Annotated in this window: 26 protein-coding genes; 14 read left to right on the plus strand and 12 right to left on the minus strand. The window is 64.3% G+C overall.

Going from position 1 to position 24,248, the window contains the following annotated elements; all coding sequences use genetic code 11:
- Positions 1–35: 35 nt before the first annotated feature.
- Entirely contained in the window at positions 36–890 is an 855-nt protein-coding gene (sseA, locus tag SPO_RS18875) for a 3-mercaptopyruvate sulfurtransferase (protein WP_011049397.1), read from the plus strand.
- Positions 890–2,074, plus strand: a complete 1,185-nt coding sequence (locus SPO_RS18880) for an aromatic amino acid transaminase (RefSeq protein WP_011049398.1) — start codon at positions 890–892, stop codon at positions 2,072–2,074. The genes sseA and SPO_RS18880 overlap by 1 nt, the downstream gene beginning before the upstream one ends.
- A 52-nt stretch (positions 2,075–2,126) precedes the next feature.
- On the opposite strand, the gene SPO_RS18885 is transcribed toward SPO_RS18880, so the two are convergent.
- The 4 genes from SPO_RS18885 to SPO_RS18900 all read right to left on the minus strand — a co-directional run bounded on the left by SPO_RS18885 (position 2,127) and on the right by SPO_RS18900 (position 5,092).
- A complete protein-coding gene (locus SPO_RS18885; protein ID WP_011049399.1) occupies positions 2,127–2,768 on the minus strand; it encodes a hypothetical protein in 642 nt (213 codons plus the stop codon).
- On the minus strand, positions 2,765–3,283 hold the full coding sequence (locus SPO_RS18890; RefSeq protein ID WP_011049400.1) for an RrF2 family transcriptional regulator: 519 nt from the start codon (positions 3,281–3,283) through the stop codon (positions 2,765–2,767). Before SPO_RS18890 ends, SPO_RS18885 begins: the two co-directional genes overlap by 4 nt.
- Before the next feature lie 106 nt (positions 3,284–3,389).
- The gene (locus SPO_RS18895; protein ID WP_011049401.1) at positions 3,390–4,718 is read right to left on the minus strand and encodes an ammonium transporter; all 1,329 of its coding nucleotides are present in this window, start codon (positions 4,716–4,718) and stop codon (positions 3,390–3,392) included.
- Between the two features lie 35 nt (positions 4,719–4,753).
- Positions 4,754–5,092, minus strand: a complete 339-nt coding sequence (locus SPO_RS18900) for a P-II family nitrogen regulator (RefSeq protein ID WP_011049402.1) — start codon at positions 5,090–5,092, stop codon at positions 4,754–4,756.
- 255 nt (positions 5,093–5,347) lie between these two features.
- On the opposite strand from SPO_RS18900, the gene SPO_RS18905 reads away from it, so the two are divergent.
- On the plus strand, positions 5,348–7,492 hold the full coding sequence (locus SPO_RS18905; protein ID WP_044028840.1) for a transglycosylase domain-containing protein: 2,145 nt from the start codon (positions 5,348–5,350) through the stop codon (positions 7,490–7,492).
- Positions 7,493–7,514: 22 nt separating this feature from the next.
- Here the strand turns inward: SPO_RS18905 and SPO_RS18910 are convergent, their stop codons facing one another.
- Both SPO_RS18910 and SPO_RS18915 read right to left on the minus strand, forming a co-directional pair.
- Positions 7,515–8,123, minus strand: coding sequence for an MlaC/ttg2D family ABC transporter substrate-binding protein (locus SPO_RS18910; RefSeq protein WP_011049404.1), 609 nt, complete (start codon positions 8,121–8,123; stop codon positions 7,515–7,517).
- Entirely contained in the window at positions 8,113–8,919 is an 807-nt protein-coding gene (locus SPO_RS18915; protein ID WP_011049405.1) for an MlaA family lipoprotein, read from the minus strand. Before SPO_RS18915 ends, SPO_RS18910 begins: the two co-directional genes overlap by 11 nt.
- 198 nt (positions 8,920–9,117) lie before the next feature.
- Between SPO_RS18915 and SPO_RS18920 the strand changes: the two genes are divergently transcribed.
- The 6 genes from SPO_RS18920 to SPO_RS18945 all read left to right on the plus strand — a co-directional run bounded on the left by SPO_RS18920 (position 9,118) and on the right by SPO_RS18945 (position 14,956).
- Positions 9,118–10,851 carry a type I secretion system permease/ATPase gene (locus tag SPO_RS18920; protein WP_011049406.1) on the plus strand — a complete coding sequence of 578 codons (1,734 nt, stop codon included), beginning with the start codon at positions 9,118–9,120 and terminating at the stop codon, positions 10,849–10,851.
- A complete protein-coding gene (locus SPO_RS18925; RefSeq protein WP_011049407.1) occupies positions 10,848–12,149 on the plus strand; it encodes an HlyD family type I secretion periplasmic adaptor subunit in 1,302 nt (433 codons plus the stop codon). Before SPO_RS18920 ends, SPO_RS18925 begins: the two co-directional genes overlap by 4 nt.
- 72 nt (positions 12,150–12,221) lie before the next feature.
- On the plus strand, positions 12,222–12,680 hold the full coding sequence (locus tag SPO_RS18930; RefSeq protein WP_011049408.1) for a RidA family protein: 459 nt from the start codon (positions 12,222–12,224) through the stop codon (positions 12,678–12,680).
- Positions 12,677–13,435, plus strand: coding sequence for a glycerophosphodiester phosphodiesterase family protein (locus tag SPO_RS18935; protein ID WP_011049409.1), 759 nt, complete (start codon positions 12,677–12,679; stop codon positions 13,433–13,435). Before SPO_RS18930 ends, SPO_RS18935 begins: the two co-directional genes overlap by 4 nt.
- A gap of 43 nt (positions 13,436–13,478) precedes the next feature.
- A complete protein-coding gene (locus SPO_RS18940) occupies positions 13,479–14,666 on the plus strand; it encodes a GNAT family N-acetyltransferase (RefSeq protein WP_011049410.1) in 1,188 nt (395 codons plus the stop codon).
- Positions 14,663–14,956 (plus strand): 4a-hydroxytetrahydrobiopterin dehydratase, encoded by a 294-nt coding sequence (locus tag SPO_RS18945; RefSeq protein WP_011049411.1) that lies wholly within the window; start codon positions 14,663–14,665, stop codon positions 14,954–14,956. The genes SPO_RS18940 and SPO_RS18945 overlap by 4 nt, the downstream gene beginning before the upstream one ends.
- Here the strand turns inward: SPO_RS18945 and SPO_RS18950 are convergent.
- Complete coding sequence (locus tag SPO_RS18950) at positions 14,953–15,375, minus strand: helix-turn-helix domain-containing protein (protein ID WP_011049412.1); 423 nt, start codon at positions 15,373–15,375, stop codon at positions 14,953–14,955. The two genes, SPO_RS18945 and SPO_RS18950, sit on opposite strands and share 4 nt — an antisense overlap.
- Before the next feature lie 67 nt (positions 15,376–15,442).
- Between SPO_RS18950 and SPO_RS18955 the strand changes: the two genes are divergently transcribed.
- On the plus strand, positions 15,443–16,663 hold the full coding sequence (locus tag SPO_RS18955) for an MFS transporter (protein ID WP_011049413.1): 1,221 nt from the start codon (positions 15,443–15,445) through the stop codon (positions 16,661–16,663).
- A 4-nt stretch (positions 16,664–16,667) separates the two neighbouring features.
- Here SPO_RS18955 and SPO_RS18960 read toward each other — a convergent pair whose 3' ends face one another.
- Positions 16,668–17,153, minus strand: a complete 486-nt coding sequence (locus SPO_RS18960) for a peroxiredoxin (RefSeq protein WP_011049414.1) — start codon at positions 17,151–17,153, stop codon at positions 16,668–16,670.
- 98 nt (positions 17,154–17,251) lie between these two features.
- Here SPO_RS18960 and SPO_RS18965 point away from each other — a divergent pair, with 98 nt between their 5' ends.
- The 3 genes from SPO_RS18965 to SPO_RS18975 all read left to right on the plus strand — a co-directional run bounded on the left by SPO_RS18965 (position 17,252) and on the right by SPO_RS18975 (position 21,123).
- Positions 17,252–18,463, plus strand: coding sequence for an NAD(P)/FAD-dependent oxidoreductase (locus tag SPO_RS18965; protein WP_011049415.1), 1,212 nt, complete (start codon positions 17,252–17,254; stop codon positions 18,461–18,463).
- Positions 18,460–19,020, plus strand: coding sequence for a 16S rRNA (guanine(966)-N(2))-methyltransferase RsmD (rsmD, locus tag SPO_RS18970; RefSeq protein WP_011049416.1), 561 nt, complete (start codon positions 18,460–18,462; stop codon positions 19,018–19,020). Before SPO_RS18965 ends, rsmD begins: the two co-directional genes overlap by 4 nt.
- A 99-nt stretch (positions 19,021–19,119) precedes the next feature.
- Positions 19,120–21,123 (plus strand): hydantoinase/oxoprolinase N-terminal domain-containing protein, encoded by a 2,004-nt coding sequence (locus tag SPO_RS18975; protein WP_011049417.1) that lies wholly within the window; start codon positions 19,120–19,122, stop codon positions 21,121–21,123.
- 39 nt (positions 21,124–21,162) lie between these two features.
- Here SPO_RS18975 and msrA read toward each other — a convergent pair whose 3' ends face one another.
- Positions 21,163–21,675 (minus strand): peptide-methionine (S)-S-oxide reductase MsrA, encoded by a 513-nt coding sequence (gene msrA / locus SPO_RS18980; protein ID WP_011049418.1) that lies wholly within the window; start codon positions 21,673–21,675, stop codon positions 21,163–21,165.
- Complete coding sequence (msrB, locus tag SPO_RS18985) at positions 21,672–22,121, minus strand: peptide-methionine (R)-S-oxide reductase MsrB (RefSeq protein ID WP_011049419.1); 450 nt, start codon at positions 22,119–22,121, stop codon at positions 21,672–21,674. Before msrB ends, msrA begins: the two co-directional genes overlap by 4 nt.
- Before the next feature lie 141 nt (positions 22,122–22,262).
- Between msrB and SPO_RS18990 the strand changes: the two genes are divergently transcribed.
- Positions 22,263–22,784 (plus strand): glutathione peroxidase, encoded by a 522-nt coding sequence (locus SPO_RS18990; protein ID WP_011049420.1) that lies wholly within the window; start codon positions 22,263–22,265, stop codon positions 22,782–22,784.
- Here the strand turns inward: SPO_RS18990 and SPO_RS18995 are convergent.
- Positions 22,781–23,659: a DMT family transporter gene (locus tag SPO_RS18995; protein ID WP_011049421.1), complete on the minus strand. Its 879-nt coding sequence runs from the start codon at positions 23,657–23,659 to the stop codon at positions 22,781–22,783. The genes SPO_RS18990 and SPO_RS18995 overlap by 4 nt on opposite strands.
- Before the next feature lie 195 nt (positions 23,660–23,854).
- Positions 23,855–24,142: an HU family DNA-binding protein gene (locus SPO_RS19000; protein ID WP_044028844.1), complete on the minus strand. Its 288-nt coding sequence runs from the start codon at positions 24,140–24,142 to the stop codon at positions 23,855–23,857.
- Between the last annotated feature and the right edge of the window lie 106 nt (positions 24,143–24,248).

The raw sequence follows: 24,248 nt of genomic DNA on the forward strand, positions 1-24,248 counted from the left end.
GGTAGGGACAGATTGCGCGCAATCGGGAGGCATTTATGCAGGATGATCCGAAAACACTGGTTTCCACCGACTGGCTCGCCGCCCATCTGAAGGATCCCGATCTGCGGATTCTCGATGGGTCCTGGCACCTGCCGCATCTGGGACGTGACCCCAAGGCAGAATATGAGGCCGCCCATATCCCCGGCGCACGGTTCTTTGACATCGACGATATCTCGGACCACCGTTCGGACCTGCCGCATATGGTGCCGCCGGTCGAGAAGTTCATGTCGCGCCTGCGGGCGATGGGCGTGGGCGATGGCCATCAGGTCGTGGTCTATGACTCGCTCGGCCTGCAATCGGCGGCCCGCGTCTGGTGGCTGTTCAAGCTGATGGGGCAGGACAATATCGCCGTGCTGGATGGTGGCTTGCCGAAATGGCAGGCTGAGGGGCATCCGATCGAGGATCTGCCGCCGGTGATCCGAGATCGTCACATGACAGTGCGGGTCCAGAACCATCTGCTGCGCGATGTTACTCAGGTTTCGGCGGCGGCCAAGCTGCACGATCACGAGATCGTCGATGCCCGCTCGGCCGGGCGCTTTGCCGGGACCGACCCCGAGCCGCGCCCGGGGCTGCGCGGCGGCCATATTCCGGGGTCCAAGAACGTGCCCTTTGGCACGCTGCTGAACAAGAACGGCACCATGAAATCGCCCGCCGATTGCCGCGCCGTGTTCGAGGCTGCCGGCGTCGACCTGAAGAAGCCGGTGATCACCACCTGCGGTTCGGGCGTGACGGCGGCCATTCTCAGCCTGGCGCTGCAGCGCATGGGCAAGACCGATCACTCGCTTTATGACGGCTCCTGGGCTGAATGGGGTGCCTTCCCAACCCTGCCCGTCGCAACTGGAGAGAACTGATGTTCGAAAACCTCAAGGCGCAGCCTGCGGACAAGATCCTTGCCCTGATGCAGATGTACAAGGACGATCCGCGCAGCGACAAGATCGACCTGGGCGTTGGCGTCTACAAGAACGCCGAGGGCGTGACCCCGGTGATGCGCGCCGTCAAGGCGGCCGAAAAGATCGTGTGGGAGCAACAGGAGAGCAAATCCTATACCGGGCTGATCGGCGATCCGGCCTATTCGGATGCGATGATCAAGCTGATCCTGGGCGATGCGGTGCAGCGCGCCAATGTCGGCGCTGCGGCCACGCCGGGTGGCACCGGCGCATGCCGGCAGGCGTTCGAGCTGATCAAGATGGCCAGTCCCGAGGCGCGGGTTTTCGTCTCGGACCCGACCTGGCCCAACCATATCTCGATCCTGAACTACCTGGGCATGACCATGGTGCCCTATCGCTATTTCGATGCCGACAGCCGTGGCGTCGATTTCGAGGGCATGCTGGTCGATCTGGGTCAGGCGCGCGCGGGCGACGTGGTGCTGCTGCATGGCTGCTGCCACAACCCGACCGGCGCCAACCTGAACCTGAGCCAGTGGAGAGAGGTGGTGAAGCTGATCAATGCCAAGGGCCTCGTGGCGATGATCGACATCGCCTATCAGGGCTTTGGCGACGGGCTGGAGGAAGATGCGCAGGGCACCCGACTGGTGGCCTCGTCGGTCAAGGAATGCCTGATCGCGGCGTCCTGCTCCAAGAACTTTGGCGTCTATCGCGAGCGCACCGGCCTGTTGATGGCGGTCAGTCAGGACAGCGGCCAGACCGCGCTGAACCAGGCGACTTTGGCGTTTCTGAACCGTCAGAACTATTCCTTCCCGCCCGATCACGGCGCGCGGGTGGTGACCACCATCCTGAACGACGACGCGCTGCGCGCCGACTGGATGGCCGAGCTGGAGGAAATCCGCCTGTCGATGCTGGGTCTGCGCCAGCAGCTGGCCGACGAGTTGCAGCGTCTGAGCGGCTCGGACCGGTTCAGTTTTATCGCGCAGCACCGGGGCATGTTCTCGCGTATCGGCGCGGCGCCCGAGTTGGTCGAGAAGCTGCGGACCGAGTTCGGCATCTACATGGTGGGCGACAGCCGGATGAATATCGCCGGGCTGAATGCCCAGACGGTGCCGATCCTGGCCAAGGCGATCATCGACGCCGGGATCTGAACCCCGGTCCCGGACAGGCAAAGGCCGCCCCAATGGGCGGTCTTTGGTTGTTTCAGGAGGTAAAGCCGGGCACGAACTTGCGCAGATAGGCCAGCCATTCGGGCGGCAGCGTGATGTCGTAGAACGCCCCCAGCAGCATCGCCACGATCAGCCAGGCGATGATGATCCCGGCCAGCACGATGCCCCAGAACGCCACGCGCGCCTGTCCGCGCGCGCCCCGGCGCAGCAGGATCAGCCGCAGGGCACAGCCCAGATGCACGAACAGGGCAATCACGCCCAGGCTGTAATAGGGAATGAAATACCAGGTGAAGGGCGCACCGCTCATCACCGAGGCGGGCCAGTAGAAATTGGTGTCCAGCCCGTCGACCCAGCGCGCCAGCATCAGTGCGATCAGGTGCTCGGTCATGAAGTAGAGCACCACCCCGCCCGAGATCACCTGTGCCCGCGCCCATGGCTCGCGCAGGCCGCGCCGGATGCGGGCGATCAGCAGCTTCAGCCCCAGCCCCATCTGCACCAGTGCCGAGGCCAGAACCAGCGGCTCGGTCACCGGGTTGCGATAGATCAGGCGCAGCGCGTCCTGGGTGGCGTTATAGGCGTCCACGCCCCATAGCCCCGACAGGTGGGCGATGAAATGCAGCAGCAGGAACGCGGCGAAAAGCGCCCCGTTCCAGCGGTGAATCTTGCGGGCCGTCATGGCGTTTGCTCCTGGGTCGGTTTGTCTTGTGAGAGCTTTTCCTGAAACCAGGCCAGCGCCTTTGCGGCCTGTTCGGGCGGGGTGTCCTGCATCCCCATCCGCAGGAGATCGGCCAGCGTCACGCCTGCCAGTTCGCGCCGCCACGCCGCCTCGGCCCGCCACATGGACCGGGCGATGCCGCAGGGGCGCAGGTATTGCGAATCCTCGACCCCGCTGGGCCCGCAGCGGCGCAGTTCAGTACAAGTGAAATGCCGCGTCTCGCCGTCGATGGCCTGCACCATCTGCAACAGCGAGATCTCGGCCGGTGCACGGGCCAAGGCATAGCCGCCGCGCGGCCCGCGGCGGGTTTCGACAATGCCCGCCGCCGACAGTTTCTGCATCTGCTTGGCCAGATACGGCTCGGGCAGGTCGAAGAATTCGGCCAGCAGCCGCGCGGGCAAGGATGTGTCGGGGGGCAGCGCGGCCAGCAGGCTGCAGGCATGCGCCGCCCATTCCAGTCCTTCGGTGTGTTTCATAAATACGGATAAAGAATATCCGCAATTGATTCGTCAAGCGCCAGGGCACAAAAAAACCCGGGCACAAAGGCCCGGGCAAGGTCTCACCAATGGTGAGGAAGGAAGGTCAGCTTTTCGAAAATTCGGGATAGGCCTCCATGCCCAGTTCCGCCATGTCGAGCCCGTTGATCTCTTCCTCTTCGCTGACACGGATACCCATGACCATTTTGAGGATGAACCAGACCGCTCCCGACACAACGAAGGTGAAGAGGCCAACCACGACGATGGCATAAAGCTGGGTACCCAGGTTTGCATCGCCATTGGTCAGGCAGACCGCCAGCGTGCCCCAGACACCGGCCATCAGGTGCACCGGAATGGCGCCGACCACATCGTCGATCTTGAGCCGGTCAAGGAAGGGCACGGCAAAGACCACGATCACACCACCCACGGCACCGATCAGGGTGGCCGAACCCAGGCCCGGGGTCAGCGGCTCGGCGGTGATCGACACCAGGCCGGCCAGTGCGCCGTTCAGCACCATGGTCAGGTCGACCTTCTTGTAGAGCAACTGGGTCAGCAGCAGCGCGGCGACGGCCCCCCCGGCAGCGGCGGTGTTGGTGTTGGCAAAGATGCGGCTGATATCGGCAACGTTCCCCGCCGTATCCATGTACAGCTGCGAGCCACCGTTGAAGCCGAACCAACCCAGCCACAGGATGAACGTTCCCAGCGTGGCCAGCGGCAGGTTCGAGCCCATGAAGGGGATCACGCGGCCGTCCTTGTACTTGCCCAGACGCGGGCCAAGGATCAGGGCACCGGCCAATGCTGCCCAGCCACCAACCGAATGCACCACGGTCGAACCGGCAAAGTCGAGGAAGCCCGCAGCGTCAAGGAAACCACCGCCCCATTTCCACGAGGCCTGGATCGGATAGATCAACCCGGTCAGAACCAGCACGAAGACCAGAAAGGGCCACAGCTTGATCCGCTCGGCCAGCGTGCCCGACACGATCGAGGCGGTGGTGGCGCAGAACATCAGCTGAAAGTAGAAATCGGAACCGACCGAGGCATAGGTCAGGTCGGTCTCGGTATCGGCCAGGCCCACCGGTTCCATCGCAGCGGGCGAGAAGGCGCCCAGAACACCGTCGATCGACCAGCCGTCGCCCGGATACATCAGATTATAGCCGATCAGGTAATACATCAGCGCCGCCAGCGAAAACAGCGCGATGTTCTTGGTCAGCTGCATGGTCACGTTCTTTTGCCGGACCAGCCCGGCCTCGAGCATGGTAAAGCCCGCGGCCATCCACATGACCAGAAAGCCCGAGACCAGGAACATGAAAGTGGTGAAGATATAGCCGATTTCCTCGTTCGGCGGGGTGATGTCCGCCGTGGCCTCCTGGGCCAGGCCCAGCGTGGGCAGCGCGATCACCGCCGCCGCCGGAAGTAGTGTCTTGATAAGCGTCATGGCTTTGGTTCCCTTGGATGATTCTGACGGTCGGCTTACAGCGCGTCGTCGTCGGTTTCCCCGGTGCGCACGCGCAGGGCCTGCTCGACGTCGAGGACGAAAATCTTGCCGTCACCAATCTTGCCGGTGCGGGCGGTACGGGCGATGGTGTCGGCGATCTGCTCGGCGATCTGGTCGGCGACGACCAGCTCCAGCTTGATCTTGGGCACGAAGTTCACGGTGTATTCCGCGCCGCGATAAATCTCGGTATGGCCCGACTGGGTGCCGAAGCCCTTGATCTCGGTGACCATCATTCCGCGAATGCCGGCCTCGGTCAGCGCCTCGCGCACCTCGTCCAGCTTGAACGGTTTGATCGTTGCAATGATCAGTTTCACGTCTTTCCCCTTCGTTCAGCCGGCGCATCCGGCGTGTTTGCACTTGCAGAAAGACAGCGTCAGAGGCGTTTTCGGAACGAAATCCCGGCAAACTCGGCCCCGGAATCGCGCAAAGTTGCACATTTTTTGCACATCGACGTGCGGTTGCCTAAAAATGCATCGGCGATTAAAGGGAAAGATCGGGAAAAACACACCTCAACAGTATCGCCCGCCCGCGCTATGGTGCGGCAAAGGCAAAGACCGGGCAGAGTGGGCATGACGGATTCCAAGCGTCGCAAATCGCAGCTTGTCGCGGACAAGCGATACCCGACCAAGGGCAAACCGGCCGCCGCCGGCGCCAAGCGCAAACCTGCGCCCAAGCGCAAGGCGCCCGCGCCCAAGCGGCCCAGGCGCGGTGGTCCGCTGGGTTGGCTCTCGCGGTTCTTCGGCTGGATCTTCGGCCTGATCTGGGGATTTGCCTGGCGGATCGGGATGATCGTTGCGCTGCTGGTGGGGCTGGCGGTTGCGCTGGTCTATTCGACCCTGCCCGATGTCACCGCGTTGCTGGACGGACGGGCGCGCGGCTCGGTCACCTTGTTGGACCGCGAGGGCGATGTCTTTGCCTGGCGCGGCGACCAGTTCGGCGGTGTGATCACCACCGACACCGTTTCGCCGCATCTCAAGAATGCAGTCGTCGCGACCGAGGACAAGCGGTTCTATTACCATGTCGGCCTCAGCCCGCGCGGCATCGCCAGCGCGGTGCGCATCAACCTGCGCGAGGGGCGTGGGCCGCTGTCGGGGCACGGCGGCTCGACCATCACCCAGCAGACCGCGAAACTTCTGTGCCTCGGGGTGCCTTTCGACCCCGAAGAATGGAAATCCGAAGCGGCATACGAGGCCGACTGCCGCCGCGGTTCGCTGTGGCGCAAGGTCAAGGAGGCGGTCTATTCGCTGGCGATGGAGGCCAAGTACAGCAAGGACGAGATCCTCAATATCTATCTGAACCGCGCCTTTCTGGGCGCTGGCGCCCGGGGATTCGAGGCTGCCAGCCAGCGTTATTTCGGCAAGTCCTCGGCCCAGGTGGACCCGGCAGAGGCCGCGATGCTGGCCGGGCTTTTGGTGGCGCCGACCCGATACGCGCCCACCAACAGCCTGAAACGCTCGCAGGAAAGGGCGCGCGTCGTTGTGGCGCTGATGGAGGAGCAGGGATACCTGACCGCCGCCCAGGCCGATGGCGCCCGCGCCAACCCGGCCCGCCTGTCCGAAGCCGCCGCCGCCCAGGCGGGGGGATATTTCGCCGATTGGGTGATGAGCGAGCTGCCCGACTATTTCGGCGGCAACACCACCGAAGACGTGATCATCCGCACCACGCTTGATCAGCGCATCCAGACCTCGGCCGAAGAGGCGATGCGCTTTGTGTTCCAGGAAAAGGTGCGCGACGGGTCCAAGGCGCAGGCCGCGATCGTGGTGATGTCGGCCGATGGCGCGGTGCGTGCCATGGTCGGGGGTCGCGACACAAAGGTCACCGGCGCGTTCAACCGCGCCACCCAGGCGGCGCGTCAGACCGGGTCGTCGTTCAAGCCCTTTGTCTATGCCACGGCGCTGGAGCTGGGTCACTCACCGCTCGATACCGTGGTGGACGAGCCTTATTGCATCAATATCGCGGGCTCGGGGCAATGGTGCCCCAAGAACTATACCAACAAGCATTATGGCCGGGTGACCCTGGCACAGGCGCTGAAGGATTCGCTGAACGTGCCGGCGGTCAAGGTGGCCGAGGCGATGGGGCTGGACAATGTGCGCAGGGTGGCCAGCGATTTCGGCATCGATAGCGATCTGGCGGCGGGTCCGGCGCTGGCGCTGGGCGCCTCGGAAAGCTCGCTGATCGAGATGACCGGCGCCTATGCCGGTATCCTGAACGGCGGTTCTTCGGTCGAACCCTACGGTCTGACCGAACTGCACTTGCAGGGCGAGAACGAGGTGTTGATGGCGACCGGAACCGGCATCGGCGAGCGGGTGATCAACAAGGACGCCGCCGCGCAGCTGATCTGGATGATGGAGAAGGTGATCTCCGAAGGCTCGGGCCGTCGCGCCGCGCTGCCGGGGCGCCCCGCCGCGGGCAAGACCGGCACCACCCAGGCGGCGCGCGATGCCTGGTTCATCGGCTTCACCGCAGACTACGTGACCGGCGTGTGGATGGGATATGACGACAACACACCGCTCAAGGGGGTGACCGGCGGCGGATTGCCGGCCGAAATCTGGCACGAGACCATGATCCGCGTGCACGAAGGCACCCCTGTGAACCCGCTGCCAATGCAGGCACCGCGCCAGCCCAAGCCGATCGCCCAGCCCAAGCCACAACAACCCAAGGGCGGGTTGGGGCAGGCGGTGGATCAGTTGTTGCGGGATCTGTTCGGGAACTGACCGGCCCGGGCCGGGCGCGAGGTTACCCCGCGCTCGCCAGGTCGCGGATCAGCGCGTTCAGGTCGCCCTTGCGCCGGTCCAGCATCGAGCCGATCTCGGTCCGCTCGGTCAACAGCAGGTTCACGCCTTCGATGAACATGTTGAAGAACTTGTCCTTGCCCGATTTGTCCGACACGAGGAAGGTCACGTCGAACGGCGCCTGACCTTGCAGTTTGACCGATGTCTTGACCTCGTAACCGGCCTTGATCTTGCGCGCGGTCTTGACGGTCACCTCGCCGCCGATGAATTCGCGGAACCGTTTGCCATATTTGCGCGAGATATATCCCTGAAACGCCTGGGTGAACGATTTCAACTGCGCCGGCGATGCGGTGCGCGCGTCCGGGCCCAGCGCATAGCGGGCCATGATCGGCACATCGCCATAACGCACAAAGAGCTTCTCGAAATCGCGGATCATAGCGTTTTCGGATTTGCCCGAGGCGATGACGCGGTTGATCTCGGTCACCACCTCGTTGACCAGCGAGGCCGCGCGCGCCTCGGTCAGCGCGACTGCGGGCAGCGGCAACGCCAGCGCTGCCAGCCCGGCACAGGCGGTGGTCACGAAAGAGCGGCGGGAGAAGAGCTTACTCGGCATAAGGGTCCTCATAGGGGTCGGTCACTGCGGCAGAGCTCGGCTCTGCATAGGGGTCGGTGTAGAGGCCCAGATAGGCATCCTCGTCATCGCTTGCCAGTTCGAAGCGGCGGTTTTGCAGATAGATCAGACGAAGCTGGGCGTAACTGTCGGAACTGCCGTAGAGAATGGAATCGACCGTATCCGAATAAAGGCCCCGGTCACCCAAGCGCCGGACCACTTCGGCATAAAGCCCCAGGTTGTTGATCGGACGGGTCGGGGCAAAGTCGACGGGATTGGTGAACAGGTTGACCACCACGCCGACCGCGTCGCGCGCCGTCGAGGGCCCATAAAGGGGCAGTTCCAGATAGGGCCCCTCGGCGACGCCCCAGACATGCAGGGTTTCGCCGAAATCGGTATCGGCGCGCGGGATCTCGAAATCGCTGGCCGGGTCGGCCAGCCCGGCAAAGCCGACGGTCGAGTTCACCACGAAGCGGAACAGAGTGGTGCCCATTTCCTTGGGTTTGCCCTGCAACAGATAGTCCACCGCCTGTCCCGGCAGCGACAGGTTTTCGGCAAACATGTTGAACGAATTCACCATCGGACGCGGCACCACGGTCACGTATCCCTTGGCCGCTGGGCGGAAAAGCGCCTTGTCCACCCCCCGGTTGAAGTTGTGTATCGCGCGGTTTGTGTTTTCATAAGGGTCATGAACGCGCCCACCCGCATTCGAGTCCGGCGACTGCCCGGCACAGGCGGACAGAAGCGCGGAGATCGCAACGAGGCTGAACCGAAAGATGGAGAGTGAGAGTTTGGACATGTCGGTCTCGGTACGTAACCTGCGGGCTGATATTCGATTCGGGCTTGAAAAATGCGCGGTTAGGATGTGTTTCTACGGATGCATTGGAGACACATAGTTTATCTTTGGAGGATTTGAAACAGGGTCGGCACGAACCTGCCCTGTGGATAATGCAATTGTGTCCTGCGAGGGACGCGCAAGAGTTGGAACTGAGGTGACATGAAACCAAGATCACATCTGCACGGTGCAGAAGAGCTGCGCGCCGCGCGTCGGCAGAGTCGGGGCCTCTATTGGTTCGTCGCCTTGTTCAGCTTCTTTGCCAACCTCCTGATGCTGACCGGGCCGCTTTACATGTTGCAGGTCTATGACCGCGTTTTGGGCAGCCGCTCGGAACAGACCCTGGTGGCGTTGTCGCTGCTGGTGGTTTTCCTCTATGGAGTCATGGGCATACTGGATTACACGCGCGGCCGGGTGATGTCGCGGGCCGGTGCCCGGTTTCAGGAGGCGCTGGACCAGCGCGTGTTCGACGCGATGGTGCGGCGGTCCGCGGTGGCCCAGGACCCGGTTGCGCAGACCGGATTGGCCGATCTCGAATCGGTGCAGCGTTTCATCGCCTCGCCGGTTGCGATGGCGATCTTCGATCTGCCCTGGACCCCGATCTTTCTGTTCGCGATCGCGATCTTTCACCCTTGGCTTGGTCTGTTGGCCGTTGGCGGCGGAGTCCTGCTGATCGGGATCACCGGTTTCAACCAGCTGTTCTCGCGCAAGCCGGCGCTGAATGCCGCCATTGCAAACAATCGCGCCGGCAAGATGGGCGACGAGATTCGCACCGAAGCCGAAACCATTCAGTCGATGGGCATGCGGCGCGCGGCCTTCGACCGTTGGCGCAAGGCGCGGGTGACGTCGCTGACCGAAGGGCTGACCGCCGGCGATGTGATGGGCCGCTTTTCGACCCTGACAAAGACACTGCGCCTGTTCCTGCAATCGGCGATGCTGGGTCTTGGTGCCTATCTGGTTCTTCAGGGCGAATTGACGCCGGGTGCGATGATCGCTGCCTCGATCCTGATGGGACGGGCCCTGGCGCCGGTCGAGATGATCGTGAACCAGTGGCAGGTGGTTCAGCGTTCGCTCAAGGGGTGGTCCAGCCTCAGCGAATTGCTGGAAAAGGCGCCGCCTGAAAACAAACGGATGGATTTGCCAAAGCCGAAGGCCAAGCTGGACGTTCAGTCGCTGACCGTGGTGCCACCGGGTGATACCCGCGCGCAACTCAAGACGGTCAGCTTTACCGTACAGCCGGGGCAGGCGATCGGCGTGATCGGCCCATCGGGATCGGGCAAATCGACCTTGGCCCGGGCGCTCACCGGGGTCTGGCGTCCCGCCGGCGGCACTGTCCGGTTGGATGGCGCGGCGCTCGATCAATATGATCCCGACGTTCTGGGGCAGCATATCGGCTATCTGCCGCAACGTGTGCAGCTGTTCGAAGGCACGATTGCCGAGAACATCGCACGGCTGAGCGGAAAGCCCGACGCCAAGAAGGTCGTCGAGGCGGCAACCAAGGCCGCTGTGCATGACATGATTCTGCAATTGCCGGATGGCTATGACACCCATATCACCGCGGGGGGCGGGCGCCTGTCCGGCGGTCAGATGCAGCGGGTGGGCCTGGCCCGTGCCCTCTATGACGATCCGGTGATTGTCATTCTGGACGAGCCCAATTCGAGCCTGGACAACGATGGATCGGTCGCGCTGAACAAGGCGATCCGATCTCTGAAAGAGGCCGGAAAATCGGTCTTGATCATGGCGCATCGCCCCGCTGCGATCGCGGAATGCGACATGCTGCTGGTGCTTGACCATGGCGTTCGCATGGCATTCGGCCCCAAGGATCAGGTCCTGAAAGAGATGGTGACCAACCACCAGGTCATCAAAGGCAACAAGACCATGGGAGGCGTCCGATGAGCGCGCAAGACTTCTCGGCCCGCAAACCGATCATACTTGGCCTGCTCGGTCTGATTGTTCTTGTTGGCGGCTTTGGGACCTGGGCAGTGCTTAGCCAGATCGCAGGCGCGGTGGTGGCTGGTGGCCGCATCGAGGTGGATCGCAACCGGCAGGTGGTGCAGCATCTCGACGGCGGCGTGGTGGCCGAAATCCTGGTGGACGAGGGCGATACCGTTCCCGAGGGCCAAACCCTGATCCGGCTTGATTCCAACCTTCTGAACTCGCAATTGCTGATCGCCGAGGGCCAGCTGTTCGAACTTATGGCCCGGCGCGGCCGGCTGGAGGCCGAACGCGATAGCAATTCCGAGATCGTCTTTGACGAGGACCTGCTGGAGGCCGCGCGCGCGCGCGCCGAAGTGGCCGAATTGCTCGACGGGCAGGAACGCCTGTTTCGTGCACGACAGGAATCGGTGACCAAGGAAACCGAACAGCTTGAAAAGAGACGCGGTCAGATCGGCAACCAGATCGAGGGGATCGTGGCGCAACAGCGCTCGCGCCGCTCGCAGCTGGAACTGATCGAGCAGGAGTTGGTCAGCCAGCAATCGCTGCTGGACAAGGGTCTGGCGCAGGCTGGCCGCGTTCTCAGCCTCGAGCGGACCAAGGCCGAGCTAGAAGGCGAACTGGGCGAGTTGATCGCCTCGCAGGCGCAGCAAGAGGGGCGCATCACCGAGATCGACATCGAGATCCTGAAACTGGGCACTACGCAGCGCGAGGACGCGATCACCCAGCTGCGTGATTTGCAGTATCGTGAGCTGGAAGTGGCCGAGCAGCGCCGCTCGCTGCTCGAGCAGCTGTCGCGGCTGGATATCAAGGCCCCCGTCTCGGGTATCGTCTATGGCCTTCAGGTGCACACGCCGCGCTCGGTCATCCGGCCTGCCGACCCGGTGCTGTTCCTGGTGCCGCAGGACCGACCCCTTGTTATCGCGGCCAAGGTGGAAACCATCCATATCGACCAGATTCATTTGGGCCAATCGGTGACCTTGCGGTTCTCGGCGCTGGATCAGCGCCTGACGCCGGAACTGATCGGCACGGTCATGCAGGTCTCGGCCGATGCCTTTGTCGACGAGGCCAGCCAGGCCTCGTATTACCGGGTCGAGATCCAGCTGAACGAGGGCGAGGTCGACAAGCTGCCCCCGGGTGCGATCCTGATCCCCGGCATGCCGGTCGAGGCCTTTATCCGCACCGCCGACCAGTCGCCGATCTATTATCTGGTCAAGCCGCTGGCGGATTATTTCACCAAGGCGTTCCGGGAAACCTGATCTTTGGCCCTTTTCGCGGCGGACGTTCCCGGCTAGCGTCCGCCCGTCAATGCGAACAGGAGGACGCACGCCATGGGATATGAGGACAAGCTGGCCAGCCTGGGGGTGACCCTGCCCAACGCGCCGGCACCGGCGGCCAACTACGTGCCTTTCGTCAAGATCGGGAATATCGTCTATGTCTCGGGCCAGATCTCGAATGACGAGACTGGCCTGATCACCGGCAAGCTGGGTGACGACATGGATGTCAATGCCGGTGCTGCTGCCGCCAAACGCTGTGCGATCAACCTGCTGGCACAGGTCAAGGCCGCCTGTGGTGGCGACCTGGACCAGCTGGTGCGGGTGGTAAAGCTGACCGCCTTTGTCAACTCGACCCCTGATTTCACCGCACAGCCGCAGGTGATCAACGGTGCCTCCGATTTCCTGGTCGAGGCGTTGGGCGAAGCCGGGCGGCATTCGCGTTCAGCCGTCAGCGCCGCCGCGCTGCCGCTGGGCGTCGCGGTCGAGATCGACGGTATCTTCGAGGTCAAATGACGCCGATGCTGCCCGCCGCCCTGCTGGGGCAGCCCGTCGCCCATCGCGGCTTTCACGACATAGCCGCCGGGCGGCCCGAGAACAGCCGCGCGGCCATCCGCGCGGCGATCGACGCCGGTTATGGGGTCGAAATCGACCTGCAGCTGACGCGCGACGGGCAGGCGGTGGTATTCCACGATTACGACATGGGCCGGCTGACGGGCCGGGCCGGCCCGATCCGCCAGATCTCCGCTGCCGAGGCCGCGGAAGTTGCGTTGCTGCATGGCGACGGCGAGGGTATTCCGACTCTGGCCGAAATCCTCGATCTGGCGGCGGGTCGCGCGCCGTTGTTGATCGAACTCAAGGATCAGGATGGCGGCATGGGCCCGGATGTGGGGCCGCTGGAACAGGCCACCGCCGACGCGCTGGCCGGGTATCGCGGGGCGGTCGCGGTGATGTCCTTCAACCCGCATAGTATCGCGGCGATGGCGCGTTTGGCGCCCGACCTGCCGCGCGGGCTGGTGACCAGCGCCTATGACCCCGCCGAATGGCCGCTGTCGCTGGCGACCTGCGAGCGGCTGCGCGATATTCCCGATTACGACCGGGTCGGTGCCAGCTTCATCAGTCACGAGGTCGAAGACCTTTCCCGCCCGCGCGTGGCCGAGTTGAAGGCGCGTAGCGTGCCGGTCCTGTGCTGGACGGTACGCTCGGCAGAGCAAGAGGCCGAGGCACGCCGGATCGCCGACAATATCACCTTCGAAGGTTACGCGGCTTGATCCCTCCGCGCGGGACCACAGATTAACCGGCAAGGAGGCCGGCATGGATCAGGCGCAGATCGAGGTTCAGATAGTGCCGTCGCTGACTGGGATCGCGGCGGCGGACTGGGATGCCTGCGCCTGTCCTGAAAGTGCGGATGGCGGCCCGCCGCATGACCCGTTCACCACCCACCGTTTCCTGAGCGCGCTGGAGGAGAGCGGATCGGTCGGGCGCGGCACCGGATGGCAGCCGCAATATCTGACCGCCCATCTGGACGGCATGATGATCGCCGCCGCGCCGATGTATGTGAAATCCCACAGCCAGGGAGAGTACATTTTCGACCACAGCTGGGCCCATGCCTATGAACGGGCGGGCGGGCATTATTACCCCAAGCTCCAGATCACCGTTCCGTTCACACCTGCGACCGGGCGGCGCCTGCTGGTGCGTCCGGGATATGAGGGTATCGGCCAATCGGCGCTGATCCAGGGTGCGGTGCAACTGGCGGCCAACAACAATGTCTCCAGCCTGCATGTCACCTTTTGCACCGAAGCAGAGGCCGAGGCAGGCGCCGAGATGGGGCTGATGCACCGGGTCTCGCAACAATTTCACTGGGTCAATGACGGTTATGCCGATTTCGATGGCTTTCTGGCGGCGCTGTCCTCGCGCAAGCGCAAGGCAATCCGAAAGGAGCGCGCTCAGGCGCAGGGCTTCGGTGGCCAGATCCGAGAATTGACCGGCGGTGATCTCAGGCCCGAACATTGGGATGCGTTCTGGCGCTTCTACCAGGACACGGGCGCGCGCAAATGGGGCTCGCCCTATCTGACACGTGCGTTCTTCGACATCGCCCATCAGACCATGGCCGATGACATGGTGCTGGTGCTGGCCGAACGCGATGGGATCCCGGTGGCGGGGGCGCTGAACTTCATCGGGCGCGAGGCGCTTTTCGGCCGCTATTGGGGCTGTGTCGAACATCACCCCTGCCTGCATTTCGAACTGTGTTACTATCGCGCCATCGACTGGGCCATCGCCCATGGTCTTGCCCGGGTCGAGGCGGGCGCACAGGGCGAGCACAAGCTGGCGCGCGGTTATCTGCCAGCGGTGACGCACAGCCTGCACTGGATCGGCGATCCGGGGTTCGCCGATGCGGTGGCCCGGTATCTGGAGGCGGAACGCGCTGCGGTGGATGAAGAGATCGAGATCTTGACCGATTACGGCCCGTTCAGACGGGCGCAAGTAGAGGAGCGGGAATGAGCGAACGTTTGTCCGAGGAAACCCGGGGGCCGCTGCTGGGGCCGCTCTTTGCCAATGGCTGGGCCATGGTCGATGGCCGCGATGCGATTGCCAAGACCTTTGCCTTTGACAATTTCGTCGAGGCCATGGGCTGGATGATGCGGGTGGCGATCTGGGCCGAGAAATGGAACCACCACCCCGAATGGTCCAATGTCTATGGCAAGGTCGCGGTTGTGCTGACCACCCATGACGTCGACGGGCTGAGCGCACTTGACGCCAAGCTGGCCCGCAAGATGGACAGCCTCTGCTAGCGCGTCGCGTGTTTCCCGCCCCATGCCGCCGTCCGCTCGGCCTGGCGCATCAGTTTCTGAAAACTGGGACAGTCCAGATGTGACGGCGCCGGGCAGTCGGCGACATGCCTGAGTGTCTCCTGTAACAGTTGCAGGCGCCGGATCTGGCGGCCCAGATCATCGGCGCGCGCGTGCAACTCGTCGCGCGGCAGGTCGGGGCGCCCGTCCGCGCCCAGCATCTGAGCGATTTCAGGCAGGCTGAACCCGGCCGCCTTGCCCATCGAGATCAGGGTCAGCCGCAACAGGGTCTGTGGCCCGTATTGCCGCCGCAGCCCCTTGCGCCCGATCGGCGCGATCAGGCCCTGTTCCTCGTAATAGCGCAGCGTCGAGGGCGGCACGCCCGACTGCGCGGCGATCTCGCCGATATCGAGAATTTTCATGCTTGACCTCAAGTTGACTTGAATTCGCACAGTGCGCGCCTGTTGCGAATGACTCAAGAGGCCGATCATGAAATCCCCCGTCGAAACCACACCTGCCGGCGCAATCTGGCGTGACCGGCGCGCGCAAGCGCTGCTGCTGGCGGCAACGCTGACCATCATGGCAAACGCCACCATCAGCCCGGCCCTGCCCGGGTTGGCGCGCGAATTCGCCGATCACCCGCAGGTGGCCTTGCTCACCCGGCTCTTGGTACCTGCACCCTCGCTTGCGGTGGTGCTTGTGGCGCCACTGGTCGGTGTCCTGTCGGACCGCATCGGGCGGCGTGGTCTGCTGCTTTGGGGGATCGCGCTGTTTACGCTGGCGGGCAGTGCCGGTCTGCTGCTGCCGGGGTTGGAGAGCATCCTTGCCAGCCGCCTGATCCTGGGGGTTGCGGTGGCCGCGATCATGACCACCCAGACCGCGCTGATCGGCGACTATTTCAGCGGTGCGGCGCGGGCGGCGCTGACCGGATTGCAGACTTCGGCACGCAATTTCGGTGGTTTTGCCTTCATTTCATCCGCCGGGTTGCTCGCAGGTCTGTCGCCGCGGCTGCCCTTTCTCATCTATGCCCTGCCCTTGCTGGTCCTCCCCTTCATATTGCGGTCCCTGCCGCGCCCGGACCCACGGGCCGCGAGGCAGGGCGCAGAGACGTTGGTGACAGACGGGCACCCGCAGTGGCGCCTGATCCTGATGGGCCTGTTGCTGTTCCAGATGATCACCAACATGACCTTTTTCATCATGCCGACGCAGATCCCCTTCTATCTGGATGCGCTGGGTCATGACGGCGCGGTGATGACCGGCACGGTGCTGGGCCTGCTGACCCTGGCCGGAGGGTTGGCCGCGTTGGCTTACGGGCATCTTGCCGCCCGGCTGGGCGTGACCGGGATCTGGGCGCTGGGATATGGCGCCATGGCGATGGGCATGGCCGCCATCGGGGTCCAGGCGGGGCTGCCCGCGATGCTGGCCGGGGCGGTGTGCATCGGGATCGGCTTTGCCTGGGTGCTGCCTGCATTTGTGACCGTGATGCTCGCAGTGGCCCCGGCGCGGCGTCGGGGCACGGCTGGTGGCCTGCTGACCACGTCCATCTTCCTAGGCCAGGTCCTGTCGCCCTTCCTGAGCCTGCCGATCATCGCCTCCATCGGTTTTGACGGGCTCTATCTGGGGGCCGGGGCGCTGCTGGCGACGATCAGCGCGCTGGCGCTGATCGCGGGTGTTTTGCAGCGCAGGCGCATTCGCGCCCGCACCGTCTGAGGTGTCAGATCTGCTCCAGCAGTTCTTCGCCAACGGTCAGCTTGCAGGCGCCCGCCTCTGTTTCGAGGTTCAGGACCTTGACCACCCCGTCCTCGGCCATCAGGGCAAAGCGCTGGCAGCGATCGTAGAGGCCCACCACCGGTGCGCTGAACGCCAGCCCGATTGCCTTGGTGAACTCGGCGGTCGGGTCGGCCAGCATGGTGATCCCGGCCTCGGCCGCGCCGCTTTGCTGGCCCCAGGCCGTCATCACGAACGGATCGTTCACCGAGACGCAGATCACCTCGTCCACGCCCTTGTCGGCCAAGGCCTGGCGGGTGCGGATGAAGCTGGGCAGGTGGGTCATGGAACAGCCACGGGTAAAGGCGCCCGGCAGGCCGAACATCACCACCTTGCGGCCCTTCAGCTTGGGCTCAAGATCGACCGTCTCGGGGCCCTTGTCACTGAAGACCATGAATGTGGCGTCCGGCAGCGTATCTCCGACTGAAATCATCCTTGTGAACCTCGTTGTTGGATTTGCGGAACTCGTCCCTCCGGCATATAGCTGTCAGATATGACAAGGCCATTGGAAAAAGCGGGGCAGGCAGAGAGATGAGCCATATCGTTGTGATCGGTGCCGGACAGGCCGGGGCGTCTCTGGTGGCGCGGTTGCGCAAGGACGGGTTTGAGGGCGAGATCACCCTGATCGGCGCCGAACCGGTGCCGCCCTATCAGCGCCCACCGCTCAGCAAGGCCTATCTGCTGGGCGAGATGGAGAAAGAGCGTCTGTTCCTGCGGCCCGAGAGTTTCTATGCCGAGCAGAACATCGCCCTGCGTCTAAACGCGCGGGTGAGCGCCATCGACCCGGCGGCCAAGACCGTTTCGCTGGGGGGTGAGGTCATCCCTTATGACCAGCTCGCACTGACCACCGGGTCCGAACCGCGCCGCCTGCCCGCCGCCATCGGTGGCGATCTGGCTGGCGTGCATGTGGTGCGCGATCTGGCCGATATCGACGCGATGGCGCCTTCGGTGACCGAAGGCGCACGCGCCCTGATCGTGGGCGGCGGCTATATCGGGCTTGAGGCCGCCGCCGTCTGCGCCAAGCGCGGGGTCCAGGTGACGCTGGTCGAAATGGCCGACCGCATCCTGCAACGGGTCGCGGCACCCGAAACCAGTGCCTATTTCCGCGCGCTGCACACTGGCCACGGGGTCGATATCCGCGAGGGCGTGGGCCTGACCCGGCTGATCGGCGCGCAAGGCCGCGTGACCGGCGCGGTGCTGACCGATGGCAGCGAATTGCCGGTCGATCTTGTCGTGGTCGGCGTCGGCATCGCGCCCGCCACCGCGCTGGCCGAGGCCGCGGGTCTGGTGCTGGAAAACGGCATCCGCACCGATGCGCAGGGCCGCACCTCGGACCCGTCGATCTGGGCGGCGGGCGATTGCGCCTCGTTCCCCTACAAGGGCGGACGCATCCGGCTGGAAAGCGTGCCCAACGCCATCGACCAGGCCGAAACCGTGGCACAGAACATGCAGGGCGCGGGCAAGGATTATGTGGCGCAGCCCTGGTTCTGGTCCGACCAGTATGACGTCAAGTTGCAGATCGCCGGGCTGAACACCGGTTATGACCGCGTGGTGACCCGCCCGGGCGAGGGTCAGACCGTGTCCTTCTGGTACTACACCGGTGACCAGCTGGTGGCGGTCGATGCCATGAACGACCCGCGCGCCTATATGGTCGGCAAGCGGCTGATCGACAGCGGCAAGACCGCCGATCCGGCCATCGTGGCCGACCCTGCGGCGGACCTGAAGCCGCTGCTCAAGGCGTGAGGATCATCGCGGGCGCATTCCGGGGCCGGGCGCTGGCCTCGGTCGGCAAGGGCGATGCGGGGGCGCATCTGCGCCCGACCACCGACCGCGTTCGCGAAAGCCTGTTTAGCGTGCTCACCCATCTCGATGTGATAGAGGGCGCGCAGGTGCTCGACCTGTTTGCCGGTACCGGCGCGCTGGGGCTCGAGGCGCTGTCGCGCGGCGCCGAACATGTCACATTCGTCGATGACGGGCGGGTGGCGCAGGGGCTGATCACCAAGAACATCAACCTGACCGGCAGCCTCGACTGGACCACGCTGATCCGCCGCGACGCCACGCGCCTTGGCCCCAATCCCGGCGCGCCCTGCGGGCTGATCTTTCTCGACCCGCCCTATGGCAAGGGCATGGGCGCCCGCGCCCTGGCCACCGCGCTGGCGGGCGGTTGGGTGGCCGATGACGCCCTGATCGTGTGGGAGGAAAGCGCACCGATGCCCGCGCCCGAGGGGTTCACCCTGCATGATGCGCGCAAATATGGCGATACCCACATCACCCTGATGTGGCGCGCGGCGCCGTCCTGATCCGATTGCCTTGCTCGATCGCGCAAGCGCCGCAAACAGGCGGGACATGTCGCTGCAAAGCGGTATTGAGGCACAAGCGAACAGGATGGAGGGGACCCGATGACGCTTTCCTTGGGTGTGGATACGGGCGGAACCTATACCGACGCGGTGCTGATCCGCGACGAACGCGACGTGATCGCGACCGCCAAGGCGCTGACCACGCGTTCCGACCTGGCCATCGGGGTCGGCAACGCTATTCGCGCGGTGCTGGATCAGGCGGGTGCGGCGCCCGGCGATATCGGGCTTGCCTCGCTGTCGACGACGCTGGCCACCAATGCGCTGGTCGAGGGGCAGGGCGGGCGCGTGGCGCTGGTCTATATCGGGTTCGGCGAGGGCGATCTGGACAAGCACGGGCTGCGCGAGGCGCTCAAGGGCGATCCGGCTTTGGTAATTGCGGGCGGTCACTGTCATACCGGGTCCGAAGCGGCGCCGCTCGATCTGGGCGCGTTGCAGTCGTTTCTTGTCTCTAACAAGGGGATTTCGGGCTTTGCGGTGGCGGGTCTTTTTGCCACCCGCAACCCCGAACACGAACTGATGGTGGCCCGCGCGATCACCGAGGCGACCGGGGCGCCAGTGACCTGTTCGCACCAGCTGTCGGCCAAGCTGAACGGGCCGAAACGGGCGGTCACGGCGGTGCTGAACGCGCGCCTGATCGGTATGATCGACCGTCTGATCGGCCGCGCGCAGGATACGCTGGTCGAGATCGGTATCGACGCGCCGATGATGGTGGTGCGGGGCGACGGCGCGCTGATGAGCGCCGAACAGGCGCGCGAACGGCCTATCGAGACCATCCTCAGCGGTCCGGCGGCCTCGATCGTGGGCGCGCGCTGGCTGACCGGGGTCAGCGATGCGCTGGTTTCGGATATTGGCGGCACCACCACCGATGTGGCCCTGATCCGCAATGGCCGGCCCAAGATCGACCCGTCTGGTGCCCAGGTTGGCGGGTTCCGCACCATGGTCGAGGCGGTGGCGATGCGGACCTATGGGCTGGGCGGAGACAGCCAGGTGCATGTGATTGCCGAGGGTTTGCAGGGCGGTGTCCATCTTGGCCCGCGCCGGGTTCTGCCCTTGTCGCTGATCGCGGCAGAGGCGGGCGCGGTGGTGCATGCGGCGCTGGATGCGCAATTGCGCGCAGCCTCGACCGGGGAATATGACGCGCGCTTTGCGCGGCGGGTTCTGGGGGTACCGGCAGATGGGATCGGCCCGCGCGAGACGGTGCTGCTCGACCGGTTGGGCACGCGGGTCTTGCCGCTGTCCGATCTGCTCAGGACGCGGATGGAACAGGGCGCGCTGACCCGGCTGGTGGACCGGGGTATCGTACAGGTCTCGGGTCTGACCCCGTCGGATGCAAGTCACGTACTGGGACGCCTCGACGCCTGGGACGCCGAGGCCGCGCAAAAGGGGATGGAGCTTTTTGCCCGCAAGCGAACCGGTAATGGCGAGCGTCTGGCCAAGGATGGCGAAACGCTGGCCACGATGATCATCGACCAGCTGACCGAGCAGACCGCGCAGACCTTGTTAGAGACTGCTTTTGCCGAAGAGGACGCGGATTTCGGCCTGCCGCCCGAGCAGCTTGCCCGCCATGTTCTGACCCGCCGGGGGCTGTCAGGACATCGCGGCCTCCTGGCGCTGGATGTGGCGCTGAACCTGCCTGTCGTGGGGTTGGGGGCCTCGGCGGCCAGCTACTATCCGGCAGTGGGCGCACGGCTGCGCTGCGACACGATCCTGCCTGAACATGGCGGCGTGGCCAATGCGATCGGGGCGGTGGTGGGCCGGGTGACCCTGCGCCGGGCAGGCAGCGTGACGGCCCCCGCCGAAGGGCGCTATCGCGTGCATCTGGTCGACGGGCCGCAGGATTTCGGTGACCCCGAGCAGGCCATGTCCTTATTAGAGACTGTTTTGCGGGGCGAGGCAGAGCAGGCCGCGCGTGCGGCGGGGGCCGAGGATATCCGCATTCTGGTCAACCGCGACATTCGCCAGGTGCCGGTCGAAGGGCGCGAGGTGTTCATCGAGGCCGAAGTCACGGTCGAGGCCAGCGGCCGCCCCCGTATCGCGGCAGAGTGATCCGGGCGCGCAACAGGCGCGCCCGGACAAAATCAGGCTCTATTCAGCCGCATCAGCGCGTTTCGGCAGTACCCAGTCGGCGCGCGCGAAATGGCAGGTATAGCCGTTGGGATGCTTTTCCAGATAGTCCTGGTGGTTCTCTTCGGCCTCCCAGAAATCACCCACCGGTTCGACCTCGGTCACCACCCTGCCCGGCCACAGGCCCGAGGCGTCGACATCGGCGATGGTATCCAGCGCGACCGCTTTTTGCGCCTCGTCCACGTAATAGATGGCCGAGCGATAGCTGGTGCCCAGATCGTTGCCCTGCCGGTTGACCGTGGTCGGGTCGTGGATCTGGAAAAAGAACTCCAGCAACTGCCGGAACGAGATGCGGGTCGGATCAAACCAGATCTCGATCCCCTCGGCATGGCTGCCGTGATTGCGATAGGTGGCGTTGGGCACGTCACCGCCGGTATAACCGACGCGGGTCCGGTCAACCCCGGGCATCTTGCGGATCAGATCCTGCATGCCCCAAAAACATCCTCCTGCCAGAACGGCGCGTTCAAGGCTCATGCGATATCCTCCACCTGATCGAGATAGTCAGCGTACCCCTCTGCCGTCATGTCGTCACGATGGACAAAGCGGAGCGAGGCCGAATTGATGCAATAGCGCAGCCCGCCGCGATCGCGCGGACCGTCGGGAAAGACATGGCCCAGATGGCTGTCCCCGTGTTTCGAGCGGACCTCGGTGCGGATCATGCCATGGGTGCGGTCTTCGAGTTCCAGCACATGGGTGGTTTCGATCGGCTTGGTGAAACTGGGCCAGCCGCAGCCGGATTCGTATTTGTCCGACGACGCAAAGAGCGGTTCGCCCGAGACGATGTCGACATAGATGCCCGGCTCCTTGTTGTGGAGCAGCTTGCCGGTGCCGGGGCGTTCCGTCCCGCTTCTCTGGGTGACATGGAACTCTTCGGGGCTTAGCGCGGCGATGGCCTCGGGTGATTTCGTGTAACGGGTCATGGAACCTCCGTTCAGGGGTGGTCACGCGCAGTATTTGAGATCGGCTGGGTGAAAGCAAAGGGTTGTTTCACGCCGCTCGCGCAGACGTGCATTGATCCGGAACTCTCTGCCATACGTAACCTGTGGGAAAGGAGAGCCAAGATGGTCCGCATCATTTTTCTGATCGTTCTTCTGCTTGTCGGCCGGTCGGTTCAGGCAGGTGCCGTTTCCGGCAGTTTTCCCTCGATAGATGGGGGCACGCTGTCTCTGGAAGAGTGGCGGGGGCAGCCGGTCCTGGTGGTCAACACCGCTTCGCAATGCGGGTTCACCGGCCAGTATGCCGGGCTGCAAGCTCTGTGGGAGAGATATCAGAGCGCCGGTTTGGTCGTGCTTGCCGTGCCGTCGGATGACTTCAACCAGGAACTGGCGACCGCGGCCGAGGTCAAGGAGTTCTGCGCGCTGAATTACGCTCTGACGTTGCCGATGACCAATATCCTGCATGTGAAGGGGGCAGACGCGCATCCGTTCTACAAGGCGGTCAAGGCCGAGACCGGGTTCGAGCCGGCCTGGAACTTCAACAAGGTTCTGGTGGCACCGGACGGGTCTATTGCGGCAACCTTCGGGTCGGCTGTCAAACCGGATTCGGCGCGGATGCAGCGCGAGATCGAGGCATTGCTGAACTAGGGTTTACGCGCGCTTGCCTGCCGCGACAGTTGCACGGCAAGGATACCAGCGGTGGTGATCGCCACGCCGATGGCATCAAGCGCGCCCAGCCGCTCGCCCAGCAGGGCGGCGGCGATGGCCACACCAAACACCGGGTTGAGAAAGTGAAACGTGGCCGCCCGGATCGCGCCGATCCGGTTGAGCAGCAAGACCCAGACAAAGGTCGCGGTCAGGCCGGGCACCAGCGTCGTATAGGCGAATGCCAGCGCCAGCGGCAGCGTCGGCGTGACATGCACGGTCTCAAAGATCGGGGTGGCGAGGAACAGGACGGCGGATCCCACCAGCATCTGCAAGCCGACCACCATCATGAAATTGCCGCCCGAGGTCGCGCCGCGCAGGGCCAGCGTTGCAGCGGCAAGCGCCAGAGCGCCCAGACCGCAGAGCAGCACCCCGAACAGATCGACACCCGCGCCGATGCGCGCGCCCATGATCAGTGCCACGCCCAGAAAGCCCGCCAACAGACCGGCGATGCCCAGCGCCGGCAACCGCTCGCCAAACAGCCCCCAACTGGCCAGCGCCACCAGCAGCGGCATGGTCGAGGCGATGATCGCTGCGACCGAGGCTTCGACCGTCTGCATCGCATAGAAGTTCAGACCCAGATAAAGCGCGTTCTGGCAGATGCCAAAGACGATGGTCGCCTTCCACTGGTTGCGGGTCAGCCGCCAGGTCTGGCCCATCGCACGGGCGATGATGACGCCCAGAAGGCCCGAGATCAGGAACCGGCAGGCCAGCGAGAACAGTGGCGAGGCATCCGCGACGATGATCCGGGCCGAGGAGAAGGCCGAGGACCACATGAAGGCAAAGGCCAGCCCCATGGCGATGGCGCGCAGATCCACGGTGTATTCTCCCCCTCGGTCAACGCGGCGACAGTTTCGGAAATCGCGGGCCGGTGCAAGGGGGCTCTGCCGCTGCCGTCCTGCGGGATATCTGGGGCAAGAGGAAAGAGGGGATTAGGATTCTGCCGAAAGCGCGGGCCAGAAACACAAGGGCCGCCCCGAAGGGCGGCCCAGAAAAACGCGATCCGGTGGGGATCAGCCGTTCACGCTGTCCTTCAGCGCCTTGGCGATGGTCATCTTGACCACCTTGTCGGCTGCCTTGGTGAAGGTTTCGCCGGTGGCGGGGTTGCGGACCTGACGCTCGGGGCGCTCGCGGCAATAGATCTTGCCGACGCCCGGCAGGGTCACGGCGCCACCGCCCGACACTTCGCGGGTGATCAGCGCGCAGACCGCATCCAGAGCGGCGCTGGCGGTTTTCTTGTCACTGCCCATATCCTCGGCCAGTGCGGCAACGAGCTGAGTCTTGGTCATAGGCTTTGCCATTTCTTGGTCTCCTTTTTCGTGCCCGATCCATAGGGCCTCATTGCGGCAATCTAACTTTATCTTGTGAGCGAACACAACGAATAGTAGCGCCGAAAATCCCAAAAAT

The sequence above is a fragment of the Ruegeria pomeroyi DSS-3 genome (genome assembly GCF_000011965.2).
In the GTDB taxonomy this organism is placed as follows: domain Bacteria; phylum Pseudomonadota; class Alphaproteobacteria; order Rhodobacterales; family Rhodobacteraceae; genus Ruegeria_B; species Ruegeria_B pomeroyi.

What these genes read in the sequence shown, in the direction of transcription:
- SPO_RS18930 (WP_011049408.1), top strand. Translation starts at nt 12,222, where the DNA reads ATGGGATATGAGGACAAGCTGGCCAGCCTGGGGGTGACCCTGCCCAAC.
- SPO_RS18965 (WP_011049415.1), top strand. Translation starts at nt 17,252, where the DNA reads ATGAGCCATATCGTTGTGATCGGTGCCGGACAGGCCGGGGCGTCTCTG.
- SPO_RS18920 (WP_011049406.1), top strand. Translation starts at nt 9,118, where the DNA reads ATGAAACCAAGATCACATCTGCACGGTGCAGAAGAGCTGCGCGCCGCG.
- SPO_RS18880 (WP_011049398.1), top strand. Translation starts at nt 890, where the DNA reads ATGTTCGAAAACCTCAAGGCGCAGCCTGCGGACAAGATCCTTGCCCTG.
- SPO_RS18885 (WP_011049399.1), bottom strand. Translation starts at nt 2,768, where the DNA reads ATGACGGCCCGCAAGATTCACCGCTGGAACGGGGCGCTTTTCGCCGCG.
- SPO_RS18905 (WP_044028840.1), top strand. Translation starts at nt 5,348, where the DNA reads ATGACGGATTCCAAGCGTCGCAAATCGCAGCTTGTCGCGGACAAGCGA.
- SPO_RS18910 (WP_011049404.1), bottom strand. Translation starts at nt 8,123, where the DNA reads ATGCCGAGTAAGCTCTTCTCCCGCCGCTCTTTCGTGACCACCGCCTGT.
- SPO_RS19000 (WP_044028844.1), bottom strand. Translation starts at nt 24,142, where the DNA reads ATGGCAAAGCCTATGACCAAGACTCAGCTCGTTGCCGCACTGGCCGAG.
- SPO_RS18890 (WP_011049400.1), bottom strand. Translation starts at nt 3,283, where the DNA reads ATGAAACACACCGAAGGACTGGAATGGGCGGCGCATGCCTGCAGCCTG.
- SPO_RS18990 (WP_011049420.1), top strand. Translation starts at nt 22,263, where the DNA reads ATGGTCCGCATCATTTTTCTGATCGTTCTTCTGCTTGTCGGCCGGTCG.
- SPO_RS18960 (WP_011049414.1), bottom strand. Translation starts at nt 17,153, where the DNA reads ATGATTTCAGTCGGAGATACGCTGCCGGACGCCACATTCATGGTCTTC.
- SPO_RS18940 (WP_011049410.1), top strand. Translation starts at nt 13,479, where the DNA reads ATGGATCAGGCGCAGATCGAGGTTCAGATAGTGCCGTCGCTGACTGGG.
- SPO_RS18935 (WP_011049409.1), top strand. Translation starts at nt 12,677, where the DNA reads ATGACGCCGATGCTGCCCGCCGCCCTGCTGGGGCAGCCCGTCGCCCAT.
- SPO_RS18915 (WP_011049405.1), bottom strand. Translation starts at nt 8,919, where the DNA reads ATGTCCAAACTCTCACTCTCCATCTTTCGGTTCAGCCTCGTTGCGATC.
- SPO_RS18895 (WP_011049401.1), bottom strand. Translation starts at nt 4,718, where the DNA reads ATGACGCTTATCAAGACACTACTTCCGGCGGCGGCGGTGATCGCGCTG.
- SPO_RS18950 (WP_011049412.1), bottom strand. Translation starts at nt 15,375, where the DNA reads ATGAAAATTCTCGATATCGGCGAGATCGCCGCGCAGTCGGGCGTGCCG.
- SPO_RS18945 (WP_011049411.1), top strand. Translation starts at nt 14,663, where the DNA reads ATGAGCGAACGTTTGTCCGAGGAAACCCGGGGGCCGCTGCTGGGGCCG.
- msrB (WP_011049419.1), bottom strand. Translation starts at nt 22,121, where the DNA reads ATGACCCGTTACACGAAATCACCCGAGGCCATCGCCGCGCTAAGCCCC.
- sseA (WP_011049397.1), top strand. Translation starts at nt 36, where the DNA reads ATGCAGGATGATCCGAAAACACTGGTTTCCACCGACTGGCTCGCCGCC.
- SPO_RS18975 (WP_011049417.1), top strand. Translation starts at nt 19,120, where the DNA reads ATGACGCTTTCCTTGGGTGTGGATACGGGCGGAACCTATACCGACGCG.
- msrA (WP_011049418.1), bottom strand. Translation starts at nt 21,675, where the DNA reads ATGAGCCTTGAACGCGCCGTTCTGGCAGGAGGATGTTTTTGGGGCATG.
- SPO_RS18955 (WP_011049413.1), top strand. Translation starts at nt 15,443, where the DNA reads ATGAAATCCCCCGTCGAAACCACACCTGCCGGCGCAATCTGGCGTGAC.
- SPO_RS18925 (WP_011049407.1), top strand. Translation starts at nt 10,848, where the DNA reads ATGAGCGCGCAAGACTTCTCGGCCCGCAAACCGATCATACTTGGCCTG.